This is a genomic window from Flavobacterium sp. (assembly GCF_044377315.1).
Classification (GTDB): domain Bacteria; phylum Bacteroidota; class Bacteroidia; order Flavobacteriales; family Flavobacteriaceae; genus Flavobacterium.
Genome location: NZ_JBILJG010000007.1, coordinates 49,856 through 69,022, shown reverse-complemented (window position 1 = coordinate 69,022; position 19,167 = coordinate 49,856). Strand labels below are relative to the sequence as shown.

At 30.5% G+C, this 19,167-nt stretch carries 17 protein-coding genes and 1 tRNA gene; 10 read left to right on the top strand and 8 right to left on the bottom strand.

All coding sequences use genetic code 11. The features are described 5' to 3' along the window. Positions 1 to 12: 12 nt before the first annotated feature. From ACIQ66_RS03720 to ACIQ66_RS03705, 4 genes are all read right to left on the bottom strand, one after another. A complete protein-coding gene (locus ACIQ66_RS03720; protein ID WP_396211462.1) occupies positions 13 to 1,149 on the bottom strand; it encodes an ATP-binding protein in 1,137 nt (378 codons plus the stop codon). 125 nt (positions 1,150 to 1,274) lie between these two features. After that, on the bottom strand, positions 1,275 to 2,177 hold the full coding sequence (locus ACIQ66_RS03715) for a cation diffusion facilitator family transporter (protein WP_396211461.1): 903 nt from the start codon (positions 2,175 to 2,177) through the stop codon (positions 1,275 to 1,277). Between the two features lie 327 nt (positions 2,178 to 2,504). Continuing rightward, complete coding sequence (rpiB, locus tag ACIQ66_RS03710; protein ID WP_396211460.1) at positions 2,505 to 2,933, bottom strand: ribose 5-phosphate isomerase B; 429 nt, start codon at positions 2,931 to 2,933, stop codon at positions 2,505 to 2,507. 695 nt (positions 2,934 to 3,628) lie between these two features. Then, a complete protein-coding gene (locus tag ACIQ66_RS03705; RefSeq protein WP_396211459.1) occupies positions 3,629 to 3,862 on the bottom strand; it encodes a DUF2007 domain-containing protein in 234 nt (77 codons plus the stop codon). 108 nt (positions 3,863 to 3,970) lie between these two features. Here ACIQ66_RS03705 and rnr point away from each other — a divergent pair, with 108 nt between their 5' ends. The 4 genes from rnr (at position 3,971) to ACIQ66_RS03685 (ending at position 8,265) form a co-directional block, all read left to right on the top strand. Beyond that, positions 3,971 to 6,151 (top strand): ribonuclease R, encoded by a 2,181-nt coding sequence (gene rnr, locus ACIQ66_RS03700; RefSeq protein ID WP_396211458.1) that lies wholly within the window; start codon positions 3,971 to 3,973, stop codon positions 6,149 to 6,151. A gap of 48 nt (positions 6,152 to 6,199) precedes the next feature. Then, positions 6,200 to 6,865 (top strand): head GIN domain-containing protein, encoded by a 666-nt coding sequence (locus ACIQ66_RS03695; protein WP_396211457.1) that lies wholly within the window; start codon positions 6,200 to 6,202, stop codon positions 6,863 to 6,865. Between the two features lie 96 nt (positions 6,866 to 6,961). Continuing rightward, positions 6,962 to 7,648 (top strand): LysE family translocator, encoded by a 687-nt coding sequence (locus tag ACIQ66_RS03690; protein WP_396211456.1) that lies wholly within the window; start codon positions 6,962 to 6,964, stop codon positions 7,646 to 7,648. Between the two features lie 44 nt (positions 7,649 to 7,692). Next, positions 7,693 to 8,265, top strand: coding sequence for a hypothetical protein (locus tag ACIQ66_RS03685; protein ID WP_396211455.1), 573 nt, complete (start codon positions 7,693 to 7,695; stop codon positions 8,263 to 8,265). 507 nt (positions 8,266 to 8,772) lie between these two features. Here ACIQ66_RS03685 and ACIQ66_RS03680 read toward each other — a convergent pair. Both ACIQ66_RS03680 and folB read right to left on the bottom strand, forming a co-directional pair. After that, positions 8,773 to 8,843, bottom strand: a tRNA-Cys gene (locus ACIQ66_RS03680). A 99-nt stretch (positions 8,844 to 8,942) separates the two neighbouring features. Then, a complete protein-coding gene (gene folB, locus ACIQ66_RS03675) occupies positions 8,943 to 9,302 on the bottom strand; it encodes a dihydroneopterin aldolase (protein WP_396211454.1) in 360 nt (119 codons plus the stop codon). A 116-nt stretch (positions 9,303 to 9,418) separates the two neighbouring features. Between folB and ACIQ66_RS03670 the strand changes: the two genes are divergently transcribed. From ACIQ66_RS03670 to ACIQ66_RS03655, 4 genes are all read left to right on the top strand, one after another. Next, entirely contained in the window at positions 9,419 to 11,104 is a 1,686-nt protein-coding gene (locus ACIQ66_RS03670) for a glutamine--tRNA ligase/YqeY domain fusion protein (RefSeq protein ID WP_396211453.1), read from the top strand. 348 nt (positions 11,105 to 11,452) lie between these two features. Next, a complete protein-coding gene (locus ACIQ66_RS03665; protein ID WP_396211452.1) occupies positions 11,453 to 11,782 on the top strand; it encodes a YtxH domain-containing protein in 330 nt (109 codons plus the stop codon). Continuing rightward, positions 11,782 to 12,132 carry a competence protein gene (locus ACIQ66_RS03660; protein WP_396211451.1) on the top strand — a complete coding sequence of 117 codons (351 nt, stop codon included), beginning with the start codon at positions 11,782 to 11,784 and terminating at the stop codon, positions 12,130 to 12,132. Before ACIQ66_RS03665 ends, ACIQ66_RS03660 begins: the two co-directional genes overlap by 1 nt. 3 nt (positions 12,133 to 12,135) lie before the next feature. Next, positions 12,136 to 12,390, top strand: coding sequence for a DUF6327 family protein (locus ACIQ66_RS03655; RefSeq protein WP_396211450.1), 255 nt, complete (start codon positions 12,136 to 12,138; stop codon positions 12,388 to 12,390). Between the two features lie 28 nt (positions 12,391 to 12,418). Here the strand turns inward: ACIQ66_RS03655 and ACIQ66_RS03650 are convergent, their stop codons facing one another. Further along, positions 12,419 to 13,405: an SPFH domain-containing protein gene (locus ACIQ66_RS03650; protein WP_396211449.1), complete on the bottom strand. Its 987-nt coding sequence runs from the start codon at positions 13,403 to 13,405 to the stop codon at positions 12,419 to 12,421. Between the two features lie 141 nt (positions 13,406 to 13,546). Beyond that, positions 13,547 to 15,055: a glutamate--tRNA ligase gene (gene gltX, locus ACIQ66_RS03645; RefSeq protein ID WP_396211448.1), complete on the bottom strand. Its 1,509-nt coding sequence runs from the start codon at positions 15,053 to 15,055 to the stop codon at positions 13,547 to 13,549. A 241-nt stretch (positions 15,056 to 15,296) separates the two neighbouring features. Here gltX and ACIQ66_RS03640 point away from each other — a divergent pair, with 241 nt between their 5' ends. After that, positions 15,297 to 18,701, top strand: coding sequence for a hypothetical protein (locus ACIQ66_RS03640; RefSeq protein ID WP_396211447.1), 3,405 nt, complete (start codon positions 15,297 to 15,299; stop codon positions 18,699 to 18,701). Continuing rightward, entirely contained in the window at positions 18,694 to 19,113 is a 420-nt protein-coding gene (gene ybeY, locus ACIQ66_RS03635) for an rRNA maturation RNase YbeY (RefSeq protein WP_396211446.1), read from the top strand. Before ACIQ66_RS03640 ends, ybeY begins: the two co-directional genes overlap by 8 nt. Positions 19,114 to 19,167 lie beyond the last annotated feature (54 nt).

The following is a 19,167-nucleotide window of genomic DNA, read 5'->3' as shown; positions in this document are numbered from 1 at the left end:
AAAGGATTTATTTTACATTATAAAATCTAAGTAATTCTGCTTATTAATAACTTCAAAAGTCGCTTCCGGATATGCTTTTGCAAATGCAGTTGGAATTTTTGTTTTTCGGTTTTCGTTCCATTTGAATTCAAAGCCAGCGATTGTTTCTGCTTGGGTTTCCAGCCAATCCAATTCTTGTTGGTCATAGGTACGCCAGAAATAATTTTGTTTATATTTTTTTTGATAATGTTGTTTTTTAATTCGTTCTGAAGCTAAATAATTTTCCCAAAGCGCACCAACATCTGTTCGATTTTTAATTTCGTTGAAATTATTAATTATAGTATTTCTTATTCCATTATCATAAAAATACCAACGGGATGATTTCGTGATTTCTTTCCGCAAATTTTTAGAAAAGCCTTCGATTTTAAAAAGGATAAATACTTTTGAAAGTAAGTCTAAATAACTAGAAACCGTGTTTTTGGATAAATTTAATTGGTTGCCTAATTCTTGCATTGAAACTTCGCTTCCAACTTGAAAAGCGATTAACCTTAGCAAATCATAAATTTTATCTGCATTTTTAATTCCATCAAATATCAAAATGTCTTTTAGCAAATAAGAATTTATTATTTCTTTCAAATACACTGTTTTTTCATTCCAAGAATCATATTGCGTCAATTCGGGATAACCTCCAAAAATTAATCTTTCTTCTAGTTTTTCAGTTATTTGTTTATAATTTTCAAATTGCGAAAATTCTATTTGTGCTAACGGAAATAAATATAATGTGTTTTTTCTTCCAACTAATGGTTCTCCTAATTTATTGGCCAAATCGAACATTGACGAGCCGGTTGCAATAACTTTTATACCATCAATGGTATCCACAATTAATTTTAAAATTAAACCAATGTTTGGAATGTTTTGCGCTTCATCGATTACTAATAAAGTACTGTTTTTCAATAATTTACTGTAATTTAAAACACTTCTTTCTTCCAATAAACGAGCATCATTAATGTCTTCGCCGTTTAATTGTAGTACGGTTTCTTTACACGATTCTAAATACTTATTTATTATTTGTGTTTTGCCAACGCGTCTTGCGCCCAATAAAACAAGCACTTTGTTAGGTTTTAGTTTTATATAAAAATCATCTAAAACAGCTCTTTTGTAGTAATTCATGATAATTTGGATTTGAAAACAAAACACAAATATAATCAAAAAACATTAATTCAGTCAATTGATTGACTAAATTTACATTAATTCGGTCAATCAATTAACTGAATTTACATTAATTCGATCGATTGCTAATCCTGAACGATAAAATCTTTTGAGTCTTCTTTTTTGAATTCTGGTTGAATATTAATGTGGTTGATGTGAAATTGCGTAAACAAAACTTGCTCAATCTGATGCAATAAATTATTGAATTCACTCATTTTAATATCTTCCGAACAGTCTAAATGTGCTTCAAGGTGTAATTCGTCATCGTTTAAATGCCAAACGTGAATGTGATGCAATTTTCCAACTCCCCGAATTTTGTGAACTTCGCGAACAATTTCTTTAATATTGATATGTTCTGGTGTGAAAAGCATAAGCATTTTGGTTGATGTTTTGAGCAAATCAATTCCAACAACTATTAGATAAACAGCGATTAAAATAGTCATCACACTGTCAACCCAAAACCAGCCGAAATATTTCATTAATAAACCACCTACTAAAACCGCAACCGAAGCCAACATATCGGTAAATAAATGCAAATAAGCAGATTTCATATTGAGGTTGTGTTCAGCATCTTTTTTTAGCATTAAAGCCGAAATTCCATTGACAACAATTCCTAAAAGAGCCATCCAAATTACCAAACCAGACTTGATTATATGCGGATTATAAAAACGTTCAATTGCGCCATAAATTAAAAACAAGGCTACAATAATTAAGGTTGCAGCATTTACAAAAGCAGCAATAAGTTCGGCGCGTTTAAAGCCAAATGTATGATCAATAGATGCTTTTCGGCGCGATAATTTATTGGCAATTAAACTAAAAATTAAGGTAATTACATCTGAAAAATTATGTAAAGCATCTGAAATCAAGGCTAAACTTCCTGAAATAAATCCGCCAATAACTTGCGCTATTGTGATTAGTAAATTAAGTATAATAGAAAAAATTAAATTTCTTCCTTTTACTTCGTGTTTGTGAATGCGAACTTTAGACAATTGATGATGAAATTAAATTATAAATTCTAAATCCTAAATTAATATATAAAAGACCTATAGGTATATTAAGAAAAAGCAAAAAAAGAGAAACTAATATTGATTTTCTTTGTTGTTTATTAATAGAAAAGCTGAAGAGAAGCTGAAAAGTTAAAAAACTATTTACAAAAAATGCGGCTACAATAAAAAAAAGAGCAATATAAATAGTGCCGTGAAATTTTGTGATATAGTAAAGTAATAAAATAAGGCTTCCTAGCAGAAAAGTAAAAAAAGCCACTCGCCTACTCATATTGATTTGTTCTTTACATTCTTTTAAAAAAAACTCCATGTTTAACAACTAATTTTAGCAACTCGTGTTGCGTGTCTTCCGCCTTCAAAATCAGTTTTTAAAAATGTATCCACAATTTCTATAGCTTGTTGAATAGAAGTAAATCGCGCCGGAATACTTACCACATTGGCATTATTATGTTGGCGCGCTAGCGCCGAAATTTCTTTGGTCCAACAAAGCGCTGCTCGAATTCCTTGGTGTTTGTTAACAGTCATTGCAATTCCGTTTCCTGAACCACATATTACTATTCCTAAATCGGATTTTCCTGTTGCTACATCAATCGCAACTGGATGTGCAAAATCAGGATAGTCAACACTATCAAAAGTGTCTGTTCCGTGATTGATTATTTCGTGACCATTTGACTTTAAATAATCAACAATTGCTTTTTTATAATCTGGTCCTGCGTGGTCATTTCCTATTGAAATTTTCATACTTATTTATATTGTAGTTGTGGAAACAAATTTAGTCATTCTTATTTGTATTTCTATTTGATTTTTATAAAAATACAACTACCTGATTTACTTACTATAACGCTTGATTGTTGATAACATATTTTTCATAAACCACTGTAAATCATTAGTTTTTATTTAATTAAAATGTTAAATTTTTCGATTGTTAATAGTGTTTTACAAATCATTGATATTCAGCTAACTTTAAATTAACATGCTTTGTTGACAACTTTAGATAGAAAAGTAAAACTTTTTCATAGTTGTATTAATATAATTTGTAATCCAAAATTTGATTAAGAAAATCTAATTTAGTTTGGTGTTTTTATAGAAAAGTTATTAATAAAAAAATTTACTTTTTCAACAGAAACTAACAACTAAAGTTATTTACAAAAACTATCTTTTTTTGGTTGTGAACAACTGTTAACTATTTTTTAAAATCACTTTAAAATTAGGTTTTTAACCCTAAAAAAATATGTTGATAAATCGGTATAAAAAAAGATAACTTACAAATCAACTTCTAAATTTAAAAGTTATTGTAACAATTAACACGCTATAATAACCATCATAAATTAATTTAAATTTAAATTTTCTTTTTGTTGTTTTTAATAGATGTTGAAAACTTTCAAATTTTATAGAAAAATAAAATTTAGATTCCTACGTAATGACAAAGTTGGACTTTATACTATTTTTAAATTTGAATTTAAGTTATCTAAAATTTCTTTTACTTTTTCGATATCGTTTGGATGCACTTTTAGAAGAATTCCGCCGTAAGCAAAACTCGCCAATGGATCAACTGCAATTAGATTTTCGTTTTGAAATAAATACAAAATTCCTTCATGGTCTAAAATAGATTTTAAAACCATGATTTCGTGAGTAAAATTAAAAGTAGCAATGGTTATAAATTCAGTCATTTTTATTTTTTTATAAAGATACAAAAGTTATATTTTAGATAAATCTTATCATTATTTACTATTTACTAATTACTATTCACTAATTTTAAACTTTATTAAGAAAAGATTATGAGTAAATTCCCAAAAAAGTTTGGAAAAAAAGAGAAAACATTCTCTGAAAAGATTTTAAAAATACTATCAAAAAATGCCAATAAACCATTTAATTACAAACAAATATGTGCTGTTCTTGAATTGAACGATACCAAAAGCAGAAACGAAATTATTAAAGATTTAAAAATTCTAGCTGCTCAAAAAGTGATTATTGAAAGCGAACCAGGAAGTTATTTAATAAAAGCCGTTTCACAAGATTACTACGAAGGAACCATTGACATGACTTCCCGAAGAACCGCTTATTTTATTTGCGATGAGTTTGAAGAAGATGTTTTTATTCCGACTATTAACCTCAATCACGCTTTAGATAAAGATAAAGTTAAGGTTTATGTTTACAACCGTCGTAGAGGCAAAAAACCCGAAGGTGAAGTTATTGAAGTTCTCGAAAGAGCTAAAACAGAATTTGTTGGTGTTATAGATATTCAAAAGAATTTTGCTTTTGTTTCTACAGCTAATGCTAAAATGTACACCGATATTTTTATTCCAAAAGATAAATATAACGGAGCTGAACAAGGCGATGTTGTAGTGGTAAAAATTGAAGATTGGCCTAAAAAAGCCGATTCGCCATTTGGTTCAGTAATCAACGTTTTAGGAAAACCTGGCGAACATGATACCGAAATTCACGCCATTCTTGCTGAATATGGTTTACCGTATGATTTCCCTGTTGAAGTTGAAGTTTTTGCACAAAAATTAGACACTGCTATTCATCCAGAAGAAATTGCAAAGCGTCGTGATATGCGCGATACATTGACTTTTACCATCGATCCAAAAGATGCTAAAGATTTCGATGATGCTTTATCTTTTAAAAAGTTAGAAAATGGAAATTACGAAATTGGAATTCACATTGCCGATGTTTCGCACTATTTACAAGAAGGGACCATTCTAGATGATGAAGCTTATAAACGAGCCACTTCGGTTTATTTAGTAGATAGAGTTGTACCAATGTTGCCTGAAGTTTTGTCAAATTTTGCTTGTTCGCTTCGTCCAAATGAAGAAAAATATACATTTTCTGCCATTTTTGAAATTGATAATAAAGCTACCGTTTTAAATCAATGGTTTGGTAGAACGGTTATTAATTCTGACCAGCGTTTTGCTTATGAAGAAGCGCAGGTTATTATTGAAACTAAAGCTGCTACAATTCCAGCTGAAATTTCATTAACTGGAAAAGAATATAAAGCATCTAATAAAGTAACAGAAGCAACTTTAAAACTAGATGAATTAGCAAAAATTCTGAGAAGAAATAGAATGAATAATGGTGCTATTTCATTTGATAAAGTAGAAGTTAAATTCAATTTGGATGAAAAAGGTGAACCAGAAGGCGTTTATTTCAAAGTTTCAAAAGATGCCAATCATCTTATTGAAGAATTCATGCTTTTAGCTAATAGAAAAGTAGCAGAATTTATTGGTAAACAAAAGAAAACATTTGTGTATAGAATTCACGATGAACCTAATGAAGACAAGCTTTTTGCTATGCAGGCTCTAATTATGAAATTTGGTTACAAATTAGATTTACGCGATAACAAAAATATTTCCAAATCATTAAATCAATTGATGGAAGATGTAAATGGAAAAAAAGAACAAAATTTGATTGATACATTAGCTATCAGAACAATGAGTAAAGCCAAATATTCAACAGAAAATATTGGTCATTACGGATTAGCTTTTGATTATTACAGTCATTTTACATCACCAATTAGACGTTATCCAGATGTTATGGTACATCGTTTACTACAATATTATTTAGATGGTGGAAAAAACGCTGATGCTGATGTTTATGAAGAAAAATGTGCACATTCAAGCAATATGGAAAGTTTAGCAACCAATGCTGAACGTGATTCTATCAAATACATGCAAATTAAATACATGCAAGATCATAAAGATGAAGAGTTTTTGGGTGTAATTTCAGGTGTTACCGAATGGGGAATTTATGTAGAAATTGTATCAAACAAATGTGAAGGAATGTGTAGAATTCGCGAAATAAAAGATGATTATTACACATTTGACGAAAAACAATATGCATTAGTTGGACAAATTTCTAAAGATTTATTACAATTAGGCGACGAAGTTTACGTTAAAGTAAAAAACGCCGACTTAGTTAAGAAACAATTAGATTTTCATTTTATTAGAAAAAATTCATAATTTTTGTAACAATTACAGTTTCACTAAGTCTTTAAATTAAAAGAAAGCATGAAAAAATTAGTTTATAGTATATTGTTTATTAGTTCAATAACTTTTTCACAAGTAGAAAAAAAGGTTGGAGAATTTACTAAAATAACCTCGTTTGATAAGATAGATGTATTATTAGTTCAAGGAAATGAAAATAAAGTAATTTTAAGCGGAGCTGATGCTGAAGAAGTTGAATTAGTTAATAAAAATGGCGAATTAAAAATCAGAATGCCATTAACTAAAATACTTTCAGGCGATAATGTTTCAGCTACTGTTTATTACACTAAACTAGAAGCTATTGAAGCTAATGAAGGCTCAAGAATTTCTTCAGAAGATACTTTTACAACAACAGCTTTTGATGTAATTGCTAAAGAAGGCGCGCAAATAAAAATAAAATTAGAGGTTAGTAGATTGTCTTTACGTGTTGCGAATGGTTCTATTGTAAACGTACAAGGAAAAGCTACTAATCAAGATATTATAGTGAATTCTGGTGGAATTTATGAAGCCAAAAAACTACTTACCAATCAAACCGTTATTACTACAAACGCTGGTGGTGAAGCTGATATTTATGCTACAGAATTGGTTGATGCTAAAGTTAGGGCTGGCGGTGATATAACCGTTTATGGTAATCCAAAACAGTTAAACCAAAAAATAATTGCCGGCGGAAAAGTCCGAAAAGCGAACTAAAAAATAGTTTTGAAGTTGAAAAGTTTAGGAGTTTATTGTTTTTTAGTTTAACTTTACTTCTAAACTCTTAAACTCTTAAACTCTTAAACTCAAATAATGATTAACGATATTCTTGCAGCCTTTCCTTGGGGAATTTTATTAGCTTTTACTATTGGACCAGTATTTTTTATTTTACTAGAAATCAGTATTACAAAAGGATTTAGAGCTGCAATGGTATTTGATTTTGGTGTTGTATTTGCCGACGTTGTTTTTATTTTAATAGCCTATTTTAGTACCAATCAAATTCTTGAAAAACTCAAAGATGATCCAGGATTATTTATTTTTGGAGGTGTTATAATGTTTAGTTTTGGAATTATTTCTTATATAAAAGAAAAAAAAGATTTTAAGAAAAAACAAGAAGAAGACTATGATGACGATGATAATATTAAAAAAAACAATTATTTAGGATTATTTTTCAAAGGATTTTTACTAAACTTCATTAATATTGGCGTTCTAGTTTTTTGGATGGGAATTATAATAGTTTTTGGTCCAAAACTTAATATGGAAACCAATAGAATTATCCTTTTTATAACTGTAATTATCCTTACTTACTTTGCTGTTGATATTTTAAAAATATTGGTTGCCAAACAACTAAAAAGCAAATTAACACCTTTTAATATCTACAAAATAAAACGTGTAATAAGTGTTATTCTAATGATTTTTGGAGGTTTCTTAATGGTACAAGGTTTCTTCCCAAAAGAAAAAGAAATGATAAAAGAAAAATTAGAACAGTTGAAGGAGTAATGGTAGAAATCTAATATTTAGCCGTTATTTATAAAAAATAAACTATGAAAAAACTACTAAAGGCAATATTTTTAATTTTAGCTTCTGTTTCTGTGTATTCGCAAGAAGAATATTCAGAACAAGCTAAATATCGATTTGCGAAAAAAGTTTTTGAAAAAGAATATTTAGAAACTGTTTTTGAAAATTTTAGTGGGAAAATTGTTGTTGAAAATGAAAATACCATAAAATTTGATGAAAAAACTTTAACACTTAATGTAAAAGAATATCGAGAAATATTCACTAGCGGTTTATTCTATCCAAATCTTATAATTGGAAACCACACAGTAGATATCAAAACAAAAGAAGAATTAGAAAAAATGACAACAAATGAAATAGTTTTCTATAATATGACTCGAACAGATTCTGTAAGAATAGGAAACATGCAAGAATTAGTGCTACTTAACCCTAATTATCAAACTAAACGTTTTCTAATTTGGATTATGAGACCAGGTAGAGCAAATGCTCAGGAATGGTATTTCGAATTACAAAACAAAAAAGCTAATAAAAAAACTAAACTTTCAGATTTTATAAAAAACGCTAAACTTACTTATTCTAAAAGCGGAACGATAATAATTTAAACAACGGCTAAAAGCCGTTTCTAGTAATTACTAGGCTTGTGAATTATTAATAAAACTTAATTTTTAAAACTTAATTTTAGTTATATTTGTTATGGTTAGTGTCGAAATTACGCCACTTCACCAAGCTGCGAAACTTCAAATTTTAGTAGAATTTCTTACAAGATTTTTCATTCCTCTTTATAAAAGAATGTTCTCCTGCTAACGCGAGCTTCTAGCTCGTGTCCACACAAACATTTATGAATTCTTTATCAATCTGAAAGAATAGTTAAGTAAGAAGCAATATAATAATAGTTCATTTTCAAATTTAAAAATGATTAACCAAGATCTAAAAGCTCTCGTTAGCGTTGTGAGACTCTTCGTCACTCAGAATGACAAAAACAAAAAAAGACACATTTCTGTATCTCTTCTTTAGGCATCGTCTGGATTCGAAAATAACTTTACTTAATTTTTAGATTCTTTCAGAATGACAAAAATAAAAAAACCTCCAAGTTTCCTTGAAGGTTTATGAGGCATCGTCCGGATTCGAACCGGAGTAGGAGCTTTTGCAGAGCCCAGCCTAGCCGCTCGGCCACGACGCCAATTATTTATTGGATTGCAAATATATAAAAAAGTTTAAAGTTTAAAAGTTTAAAGTTTAAAAAGTTTTATTTTCGTACTTCTAATCTTGTACTTCGTACTTAATTTCTATATTCTTCCATTTCTATAGTAACTGCTTCAACATCACCACCAATAGGCGGATTAAGTTTAGAAACTGCCAACACAATTCTTGAAACAGATGGTATTTCTTTAAAGATCCTAGTGATGATTCGATGAGCTACATGTTCTAAAAGTTTCGCTCTAATATCCATTTCTTCCACCACAATTTGATTTAAAAGTACATAATCAACCGTATCTTTCAATTCATCTGTGAGTGAAGACTTTCTTAAGTCGGTTTTAATTTCGATGTCAACTCTATAATCTGAACCAATTTTTCCTTCTTCTTCAAGACATCCGTGAAAGGAAAAAGTTCTAATATTCTGTAATTTAATTGTTCCCATATTTTTAGTTTTCAGTCTCAGTTTTCAGTCTCAGTAACAAGTTTCTAAAAGAAAACTGTAAACTGTAAACCGAAAACTGTAAACTTTTTTATCTTTGCTAAAATTACGAAATAATTATGTCAACAGAAGAAAAGTCGCTAAATTTTATTGAACAAATCATAGAAGAAGATTTAAAAAACGGATTATCACAAGATAAACTTCGTTTTCGTTTTCCGCCTGAGCCGAATGGATATTTACACGTTGGTCATGCGAGTGCTATTTGTTTAAATTTTGGTTTAGGAATTGATTATCAAGCGCCAGTAAATTTGCGTTTTGATGATACCAATCCTGCCAAAGAAGAACAGGAATTTGTTGATGCAATCAAGAAAGATGTAGAATGGCTTGGTTTTAAATGGGATAAAGAATGTTATGCCTCTGATTATTTTCAAGAATTATATGATTGGGCAGTTCAGTTTATAAAAGATGGTAAAGCCTATGTTGACAGTCAAACTTCAGAAGAAATGGCTATTCAAAAAGGAACGCCAACAACTCCAGGAACCGATTCTCCATATAGAAATCGTTCCGTTGAAGAAAATTTAGACTTATTCGAACGAATGAAAAATGGCGAATTTCCAAACGGAACACACATTCTTCGGGCTAAGATAAGTATGGGAGCTAATAACATGTTGATGCGTGATCCAATTATGTATCGAGTTCTTCATGCTCATCATCATAGAACTGGTGATAAATGGTGTATTTACCCAATGTACGATTGGGCTCATGGTGAAAGTGATTATTTAGAACAAATTTCACATTCTTTTTGTACGCTTGAATTTTTACCTCACAGAGAGTTATATGATTGGTTTTTGAATCAAATTTATGATAGTAACAAAGTACGTCCAAAGCAACGTGAATTTGCTCGTAGAAACCTTTCGCATACTGTAGTTTCTAAAAGAAAATTACTGCAATTAGTTCAAGAAAAGCATGTTACATCTTGGGATGATCCTAGAATGAGTACTATTTCTGGAATGAGAAGACGTGGTTATACACCCGCATCAATAAGAAATTTTGCTAATACAATTGGAATTGCAAAACGTACAAATCTTATAGATGTTTCGCTTTTAGAGTTCTGTGTTCGCGAAGATTTAAACAAAACAGCACCAAGAGTTATGGCGGTTTTAAACCCCGTGAAATTAGTAATCACAAATTATCCACAAGGAAAAGAAGAATGGTTGGAGGCCGAAAACAGCCAAGAAGATGCAAGTTTAGGTTTTCGTAAGGTACCATTTTCAAGAGAATTATATATTGAAAGAGAAGATTTTCAAGAAGAAGCCAACAAGAAGTTTTTCCGTTTAACTTTAGGAACAGAAGTTCGTTTAAAAAATGCTTATATCATTAAAGGTGAAAGTGTTATAAAAGATGCTGAAGGAAATATCACTGAAATTCATTGTGCTTACGATGAAGATTCTAGAAGCGGAAGCGGAACAGAAGCAAGCCAAAGAAAAGTGAAAGGAACCATTCATTGGGTTTCAATTAATCACGCTATTGAAGCTGAAGTTCGATTATATGATAGGCTTTTTACACATGAAAACCCTGACGGAGATAAAGAAGTAGATTTTAAAGAATACATCAATCCAAACTCTTTAGAGGTTATTACTGGTTTTTTAGAACCAAGTTTAGCTTCGGCAAAAGATGGTGAAAGATTTCAATTTCAACGATTAGGATATTATTGTGTTGATAAAGATTCGTCTTCAGAAAAATTAGTTTTCAACAAAACAGTTGGCTTAAGAGATACTTGGGCAAAAGTTGAAAGTAAAGAATAATCCAATTTTGTCATTTCGACAAAGGAGAAACGTAAGTTCAGCGAAGCTAAATCTCAAAAAACTATTTTAAAAATAAAATAGTTTTTTCTTATAAAACCCAATAGAAATGTTGGGTTTTTCTATTATTGAAAAAACTTATCATAAAACAAAAAGTATCTTTTTTTACTATTAAAATCGGCTTTTATATTTTAATTTTAATCAATTTTTAAAGATTCACCAATACAATTCACCAAACCATCAATATACGTTGGTTATTTCGCTTTAAAATGACTTTTGCTTCTTTAACGACGATTTAACACTAAGACAAGATAAAATTTCGTAATTTTAGAATAATTAAAACTTAAAATTATGTCAACTAAAAATGGAAATAGCATTTTAGCAATTTTAGCAGGTGCTGCAATCGGAGTTGGGTTAGGAATTTTATTTGCACCAGATAAAGGTTCAAAAACTAGAGAAAAACTAAAAGAAGGTTTTGATGACTTAAAAGATGAAGCCAAAACCAAATGGGATACACTAGAAGAAGACACTAAAGAGAAATTTTCTAAAACCAAAGATGACTTGAAAGAAACGGTAGAAAATTTACTTTCTAGTTCAAGTTACAAAGCGGAAGAAGCAATTACTTTTCTAGAAGAAAAATTAGCCGAACTAAAAAAGGAAAACGCAAAACTTCAGAAATAATGGCTTTTGAAGAACTAAAAGAAAATACAGATGCCATTCAAGAAAATGCCAAAGCTTATTTAGAAAGCAGTATAGCTTACTATAAACTTTGGGGTTTTAAAGTTGCTATGAAATCAACTACATTAATGCTCAAATTTTTCTTGATTGCAGTATGTTCAATGATTGTTTTACTTTTTATTTCCATAGCAGGAGCAATGGCTCTAGGACAATTATTCGATAGTTATCCTATTGGATTTCTCGCCATTGCAGTAATTTATTTGGTATTGGCGTTGTTATTATTTTTAGTAAAAGACAAAATAGTAGAAGGTCCAATTTTAGAAAAATTTTCAGAAATATTTTTTAATGACTAACTTATGGAAACAAAAAAATATTCCTCATATGCACAAATTGAAAATGATTTGCAAATTTTGAAAGTAGAAAAAGAACTCCATTATCAAAAAATGCTTTTAAGCTTTGAAAAAACTAAACAAAGTATTCTTCCTTCAAAATCAGTTAATTTAATTGGAAACATGTATCAAAAGCTATTTTCAGGAACTTATGGAACGATTTTTAAAATAGCAATTCCGTATATTATCAATTGGTATATAAACAGAAAAAGAGGCGATTAGGCCTCTTTTTTTATTTGAAATTACTTTATTAACTTTCATTTTCAGAATTACTCGTGTCTGATGGATTATAATCAGCAGAAGTAGTATCAATTTTTTTCTTTGGTCGTTTTGGCTGATTTTTCATCGTTTCACCAATTTGGTTACTTGCAGAAAAACTCGCCACCATATTATTTAACATATCACTTCCAGCTTGCGGTGAATTTGGCAATAAAATCAAATTAGAATTAGTATCAGCACCAATAGCTTGTAAAGTATCGTAATGTTGTGTAACCACAATTAAAGCCGAAGCTTCTTGTGAGTTTATACCAACTGAATTCAAAACTTCAACACTTTCTACCAATCCGCGAGCAATTTCTCTTCTTTGGTCTGCAATACCTTGACCTTGCAATTTTTTACTTTCAGCTTCCGCTTTTGCTTTTGCAACAATTCTAATACGTTGCGCTTCTGATTCAAATTCAGCAGCAGTTTTTTCTCTATCTGCAGCGTTAATTCTGTTCATTGCATTTTTAACTTGAATATCTGGATCAATATCGGTTACTAAAGTATTGATAATATCGTATCCATAAGTGGTCATTGCTTCGTTCAACTCACGCTTTACAGCTATAGCAATATCGTCTTTTCTAACAAAAACGTCATCCAAAATAAGTTTAGGGACTTCAGCACGAACTACGTCAAAAACATAAGCCGTAATCTGATCGTGAGGATATTCTAATTTATAAAAAGCTTCATAAACCTTGTCTTGAATAACTTTAAACTGAACCGAAACTTTCATTTTGATAAACACGTTATCTTTGGTTTTGGTTTCAATTAAGACATCTAATTGTTGAATTCTTAAGTTAACTCGACCAGCAATTCTGTCAATAACTGGAATTTTAAGTTGTAAACCTGAGTTTCTTATACTTGTAAATTTCCCAAAACGTTCAATAACGACAGCTGTTTGTTGTTTTACAGTAAAAAAAGAGGAAAGAAGAATAAAAATTCCCAATCCGATAAATGCAAAGAAAAATGTTCCCATTTGTTGTTTATATTAATTTGTTATATCTATTATACGCACAAACTACTAATATGTTACAAATCACAGAAGATAAAAAAACGCAAATTCACAAATTATAGAAATTGTAATTTGTGAATTTGCGGTAATTTTTTTAAATAATAATTATAATCTAGCTATTGCTTTTTCCAATCGCTTTATCGTTTCGTCTTTTCCTATCATTTCTACAATATCAAAAAGATGTGGCCCTTTTAAAGCACCAACCATACTCAATCGGAAAGGCTGCATTACTTTTCCCATTCCAATTTCGTTTTTAGTCATCCAATCTTTTACGGTTGTTTCAATATTTAATGAAGTGAAATCTCCAATTATTTCTATAATAGAAATCAATTGTTGCATTAAACCTGGTGTTTCTTCTTTCCAGTTTTTAGCTGCTTTTTCATCATAAGATGTTGGTGCAACAAAGAAATAATCTGATAATTCCCAGAAATCTGACACGAAATTAGCTCGTTCTTTTAGTAAAGAAACTACTTTCGTCAAATCTAACTCTGTTGAAATTCCTTTTTCATCCAAAATAGGAGCGAAGGCTTTTGCCAAACTCTCATCACTTTGTTTTTGCAAATATTGATGATTAAACCATTTATTTTTCTCAGGATCAAATTTAGCTCCAGCTTTATGAACTCTATTCAAATCAAATTTTTCAGTTAATTCCTCTAACGTAAATAACTCTTGATCGGTTCCGTCATTCCAACCTAATAAGGCCAAAAAGTTAACAACTGATTCAGGAAAAAATCCTTTTTCTCTATAGCCATCCGATTTTGTCATGCTGGAAGCATCTGTCCATTCTAATGGAAACACAGGAAATCCCATTTTATCGCCATCACGTTTTGATAATTTTCCGTTTCCAATTGGTTTCAAAATCAATGGCAAATGGGCAAATTCTGGTGCTTCCCAACCAAATACTCTATATAATAAAACGTGTAAAGGCATTGATGGCAACCATTCTTCACCGCGAATGACATGCGAAGTTTCCATCAAATGATCATCAACTATATTCGCCAAATGATAGGTTGGCATACCGTCAGATTTGAACAAAACTTTATCGTCTAACAAATTTGTTTCAAATTTAATATCGCCACGAATGATGTCTTGCAAGTGCAAGGTTTCATCTACAGGTGTTTTAAATCGGATTACAAAATCTTCTCCGGCCGCAATTCTTTTATCTATTTCTTCTTTTGAAATTACTAACGATGTATCTAATTTTTCGCGATTGCTCCAATTGTATATAAATGTTTTTCCTTCAGCTTCATTTTGTTTTCTCAACGAATCTAAACTTTCCGCAGTGTCAAAAGCATAGTAAGCATTTCCAGAAGCAATCAATTGATCCGCATATTGTTTATATAATTCTTTTCTTTCTGATTGTCTGTATGGTCCAAATTTTTCATTCTTTCCAACGGTTTCACTTGGTGCAATTCCTAACCAATCTAACGCTTCCATGATATAGTGCTCTGCTCCGTGAACAAAACGATTTTGGTCGGTATCTTCAATTCGTAAATAGAAAACACCGTTGTTTTTTTTTGCAAATAAATAATTAAACAGCGCAGTTCGAACTCCGCCAATATGTAAAGGTCCGGTCGGACTTGGTGCAAAACGCACACGAACTTGTTTTGACATGGTTGAAAATTTTGGACAAAGATACGATTTCAAAAGTCAATTTCAATTTCAAAAATCAATTTCAAAATATTTCATTTTACTTTAGATACCTAGTCAAGTTTTTTTGAAGTTGCCTTTTGAAATTGAATTTTTCGTTTAGTAAAGATTTAACTTTTATTGTTAGTAGAAATTATTACTTTTATCGGTTATAAACACACGAGCAGTTTTTTGTGAACTGCCCGAAGGAAAATGATTAACAATTTTGGAAAACCAGAACATAATTTACAATAAACTTGAGCAGTTTATTAAGAAGTTTTATACCAATGAATTACTACGCGGAACAATTTTCTTTGTTGGTCTTGGATTGTTGTATTTTATCTTTACACTCTTTCTTGAGTATTTCCTTTGGCTAAAACCAACAGCAAGAACGGTTTTGTTTTGGACATTCATTCTTGTGGAATTATTCTTGTTGATTCGTCTTATCTTGTTTCCAATTTTCAAATTATTCAAACTCCAAAAAGGAATTAATTATGATGACGCTTCCAAAATTATTGGAAATCATTTCAACGAAGTAGGTGATAAGCTTACCAACTTTTTGCAACTTTCTCAAGACACTAATAAATCTGAATTACTTTTGGCTTCCATTGACCAAAAAGCCAATTCATTACAACCAATTCCTTTTGGAAATGCCGTTAATTTTTCTAAAAACAAAAAATATTTACCCTTGGCAATTATTCCAATTTTGTTTGTTTTGTTTTTTATGATTTCTGGTAAGATTGACGTTCTTTCTCAAAGTTTTAATCGTGTGGTGCATTACAAAGAGCAATTTTTGCCACCAGCACCATTTAAATTTCAAGTTTTAAATAAAAATCTTCAAACCGAACAAAATCAAGATTTTCTTTTAAAAGTAAAAACAGTTGGAAAAGTTATTCCAGAAACAGCAATGATTTTTATTGATGACGAAAGCTATTTTATGGAAACCACAAAAGCCGGAGAATTTCAATTTATAATTGCTAAACCAAATGCAAATATTGAATTTTATATCCAAGCCAACGATGTTTCATCAAATGATTATGAGTTAAATGTTATGACTGTTCCATCGATTGTAAATTTTGAAATGGTGTTAAATTATCCATCGTATCTAAATAAAAAATCAGAAATTAGTAAAGGAACAGGAAACGCCATTATTCCAGAAGGAACAAGTGTTACATGGAAAATAAACACTTTGGCAACTCAAAATGTGCATTGGTTAGATGCCAATATAAAATATCCTTTTTCTAAAAATAAAGATCAATTTACTTTAACCAAGAATATTTCTCAAAATACAGAATATCAAATTATTACATCGAATACTAAGGTGAAAGATTATGAAAAATTAAACTATCAAATCTCTGTCGTCAAAGATCAATTTCCAACCATCAATGTAACTAATGCCCCAGACAGTCTTAAAATTACTAAAAACTATGTTTTAGGACAAGTTTCCGATGATTATGGTCTTTCTAAACTGCAAGTGATTTATTATCCAAAAGACAAACTAACGAAAGCCAAACGTGGAACAATTACTGTTAAGAAAGATGTTTACGATCAATTTGTTTTTGCTTTTCCAAGTAATTTGCCAATAGATAAAGGTGTTGATTACGAATACTATTTTGAGATTTTCGATAACGATGCTATTCATAATTATAAATCAACCAAGTCTGCTGTTTTCTCCCATCGTGAATCTACAGAAGTAGAGAAAGAAGATGAGATGATACAACAGCAAAATGACAATATTAATTCATTAGAAAAGTCTCTTAAAACGCAAGAAAAGCAATTCAACGAAATGGAGAAATTGCAAAAAATGGGCAAGGAAAAAGACAATCTAGAATTCAAAGAACAACAGAAAGTAAATGATTTTATTCAGCGTCAGAAACAACAAGACGAAATAATGAAAGAATTTACCGAAAAAATGAAAGATAATTTAGAGAAGTTCAAAACTGATAAAAAGGATGAAGTCAAAGAATTATTGAAAGAACGTCTTGAAAAAGTTGATAAGGATTTTGAAAAGAACAAAAAGTTATTAGAGGAGTTAAAACTACTTAATGACAAAATTCAAAAAGAAGAATTGTTTGAAAAAATGGAAAAATTCAAACAAAGCAGTAAGACTCAAAACAAGAATTTGGAGCAATTGGTAGAGTTAACCAAAAGATATTATGTTCAGAAAAAAGCTGAGCAAATTGCTGATAAATTAGACAAGTTAGCTGAAAAACAAGATAAGTTAGCAGAAGCCGAAAAAAATGATGTTAACAAACAAGAGGAAATAAATAAAGAGTTTGATAAAATTCAAGAAGAATTAACCGAGCTTGAAAAGGAAAATAAAGAGCTAAAAAAACCTTTAGACATTCCAAATGATGCACAAAAAGAAAAAAGTATAGAGGAAGATTTAAACAAAGCTAGTGAAGAATTAAAGAAACAAAATTCGTCAAAAGCTAAACCAAAACAAAAATCGGCTTCCAAGAAAATGAAAGAAATGTCTCAAGGTATGGAGATGGAAATGGAAGGTGGAGAAATGGAACAAATGGAAGAAGATGTTGATATGTTGCGTCAGATTTTGGATAATCTTTTAGCGTTCTCCTTTTCAGAAGAAGACGTGATGGGACAATTTAAAGGTTTGAAAAGAGGTTCGCCTTCGTTCAATAAATATTTAAAAAAACAACAAGATTTACGTGAACAATTTAAACATGTTGATGATAGTTTATTTGCCATGTCATTGCGTAATCCAAAATTTACCGAAAACATAAATACCGAAGTTGGCAACGTACATTATAATATTGATAAAGCACTTGATAATTTAGCTGAAGCTCTTATTTCCAAAGGTGTTTCTCATCAACAATATGCCGTTTCATCTGCCAATAAACTAGCTGATTTTTTAAGTGATATTCTCAATAATATGCAAATGTCACTCTCAATGTCTGGTTCTGGTTCTGGAAAAGGAATGCCAAAACCCGGAAAAGGAAGTGGAGACGGAATGCAATTGCCGGACATTATCAAGAAACAAGAAAGTCTTACTGAAAAGGCAAAGCAAGGAAAGAAACCTGGTAAAAAACCTGGCGATGGAAAAGAAGGAAGTGAAGGTGAAAAAGAAGGTGGCAAAGAAGGAAAAGGGAAAGAAGGAAAATCTGGAAAAGAAGGTCAGGGTAAAAGCGGAGAAGACGGACAAGGCGGAGGTGGAAATGGCCAAGGAAATAAAAATGGAGAGAACGGTGAAGATGGCGAAGGCGAAGCTGAACGTATAATGGAAATATACAAAGAGCAACAACAATTACGAGAAGCTTTACAAAACGAACTTAACAAAAAAGGACTTGGCGGTGTTGGCCAAGGAACGCTTGATCAAATGAAACAATTGGAAAAACAATTGCTTAACAAAGGCTTTAATAATGAAGTGCTTCAAAAGATGATGAATTTGAAATACGAATTATTGAAATTGGAAAAAGCAGTTCAACAACAAGGTGAAGAAAAGAAACGCCAATCGGAAACCAACCAAAAGGAGTTTACTAACACCTCAAATGCGTTACCGAAACGATTGCAAGAATATATCAATAGCATTGAAATATTAAACAGACAAACATTACCTTTGCGCGCTAATTTCAACCAGAAGGTTCAAGAATATTTCAAAAAAAATGATTAGTTTTAATTACGAAACAGATTTTTTACTCGATGGCGAAATCCAATTTTCTGATTGGATTTCAAGAGTTATTTTATCTGAAAACAAAAAGGAAGGCGACATTAATTACATATTTTGCGATGACGATTATATACTCGAAATCAATAAGCAGTATTTAGATCATGATTATTATACAGACATAATTAGTTTTGATTATTCTATTGGCAACGAATTGAATGGCGATATTTTTGTTTCTATTGATAGGGTTAAAGAAAACGCAACAGATTTTAATACCACATTTGATGAAGAACTCAAACGTGTAATTATTCACGGTATATTACATTATTGCGGATACAAAGATAAATCAGATGAAGACGAAGCCTTAATGCGCAGTAAAGAAGATGAAAAAACAAATATGTTTCACGTGGAACATTAGCGCAAACATCTTGAAAAATTATAAACAAAATAATCGTTCCACGTGGAACACAAA

Bases quoted from the DNA above. Each gene is read 5' to 3' on its own strand.
- ACIQ66_RS03720 (WP_396211462.1), bottom strand. From the start codon at position 1,149: ATGAATTACTACAAAAGAGCTGTTTTAGATGATTTTTATATAAAACTA.
- rpiB (WP_396211460.1), bottom strand. From the start codon at position 2,933: ATGAAAATTTCAATAGGAAATGACCACGCAGGACCAGATTATAAAAAA.
- ACIQ66_RS03705 (WP_396211459.1), bottom strand. From the start codon at position 3,862: ATGACTGAATTTATAACCATTGCTACTTTTAATTTTACTCACGAAATC.
- rnr (WP_396211458.1), top strand. From the start codon at position 3,971: ATGAGTAAATTCCCAAAAAAGTTTGGAAAAAAAGAGAAAACATTCTCT.
- ACIQ66_RS03695 (WP_396211457.1), top strand. From the start codon at position 6,200: ATGAAAAAATTAGTTTATAGTATATTGTTTATTAGTTCAATAACTTTT.
- ACIQ66_RS03690 (WP_396211456.1), top strand. From the start codon at position 6,962: ATGATTAACGATATTCTTGCAGCCTTTCCTTGGGGAATTTTATTAGCT.
- ACIQ66_RS03685 (WP_396211455.1), top strand. From the start codon at position 7,693: ATGAAAAAACTACTAAAGGCAATATTTTTAATTTTAGCTTCTGTTTCT.
- folB (WP_396211454.1), bottom strand. From the start codon at position 9,302: ATGGGAACAATTAAATTACAGAATATTAGAACTTTTTCCTTTCACGGA.
- ACIQ66_RS03670 (WP_396211453.1), top strand. From the start codon at position 9,419: ATGTCAACAGAAGAAAAGTCGCTAAATTTTATTGAACAAATCATAGAA.
- ACIQ66_RS03665 (WP_396211452.1), top strand. From the start codon at position 11,453: ATGTCAACTAAAAATGGAAATAGCATTTTAGCAATTTTAGCAGGTGCT.
- ACIQ66_RS03660 (WP_396211451.1), top strand. From the start codon at position 11,782: ATGGCTTTTGAAGAACTAAAAGAAAATACAGATGCCATTCAAGAAAAT.
- ACIQ66_RS03655 (WP_396211450.1), top strand. From the start codon at position 12,136: ATGGAAACAAAAAAATATTCCTCATATGCACAAATTGAAAATGATTTG.
- ACIQ66_RS03650 (WP_396211449.1), bottom strand. From the start codon at position 13,405: ATGGGAACATTTTTCTTTGCATTTATCGGATTGGGAATTTTTATTCTT.
- gltX (WP_396211448.1), bottom strand. From the start codon at position 15,055: ATGTCAAAACAAGTTCGTGTGCGTTTTGCACCAAGTCCGACCGGACCT.
- ybeY (WP_396211446.1), top strand. From the start codon at position 18,694: ATGATTAGTTTTAATTACGAAACAGATTTTTTACTCGATGGCGAAATC.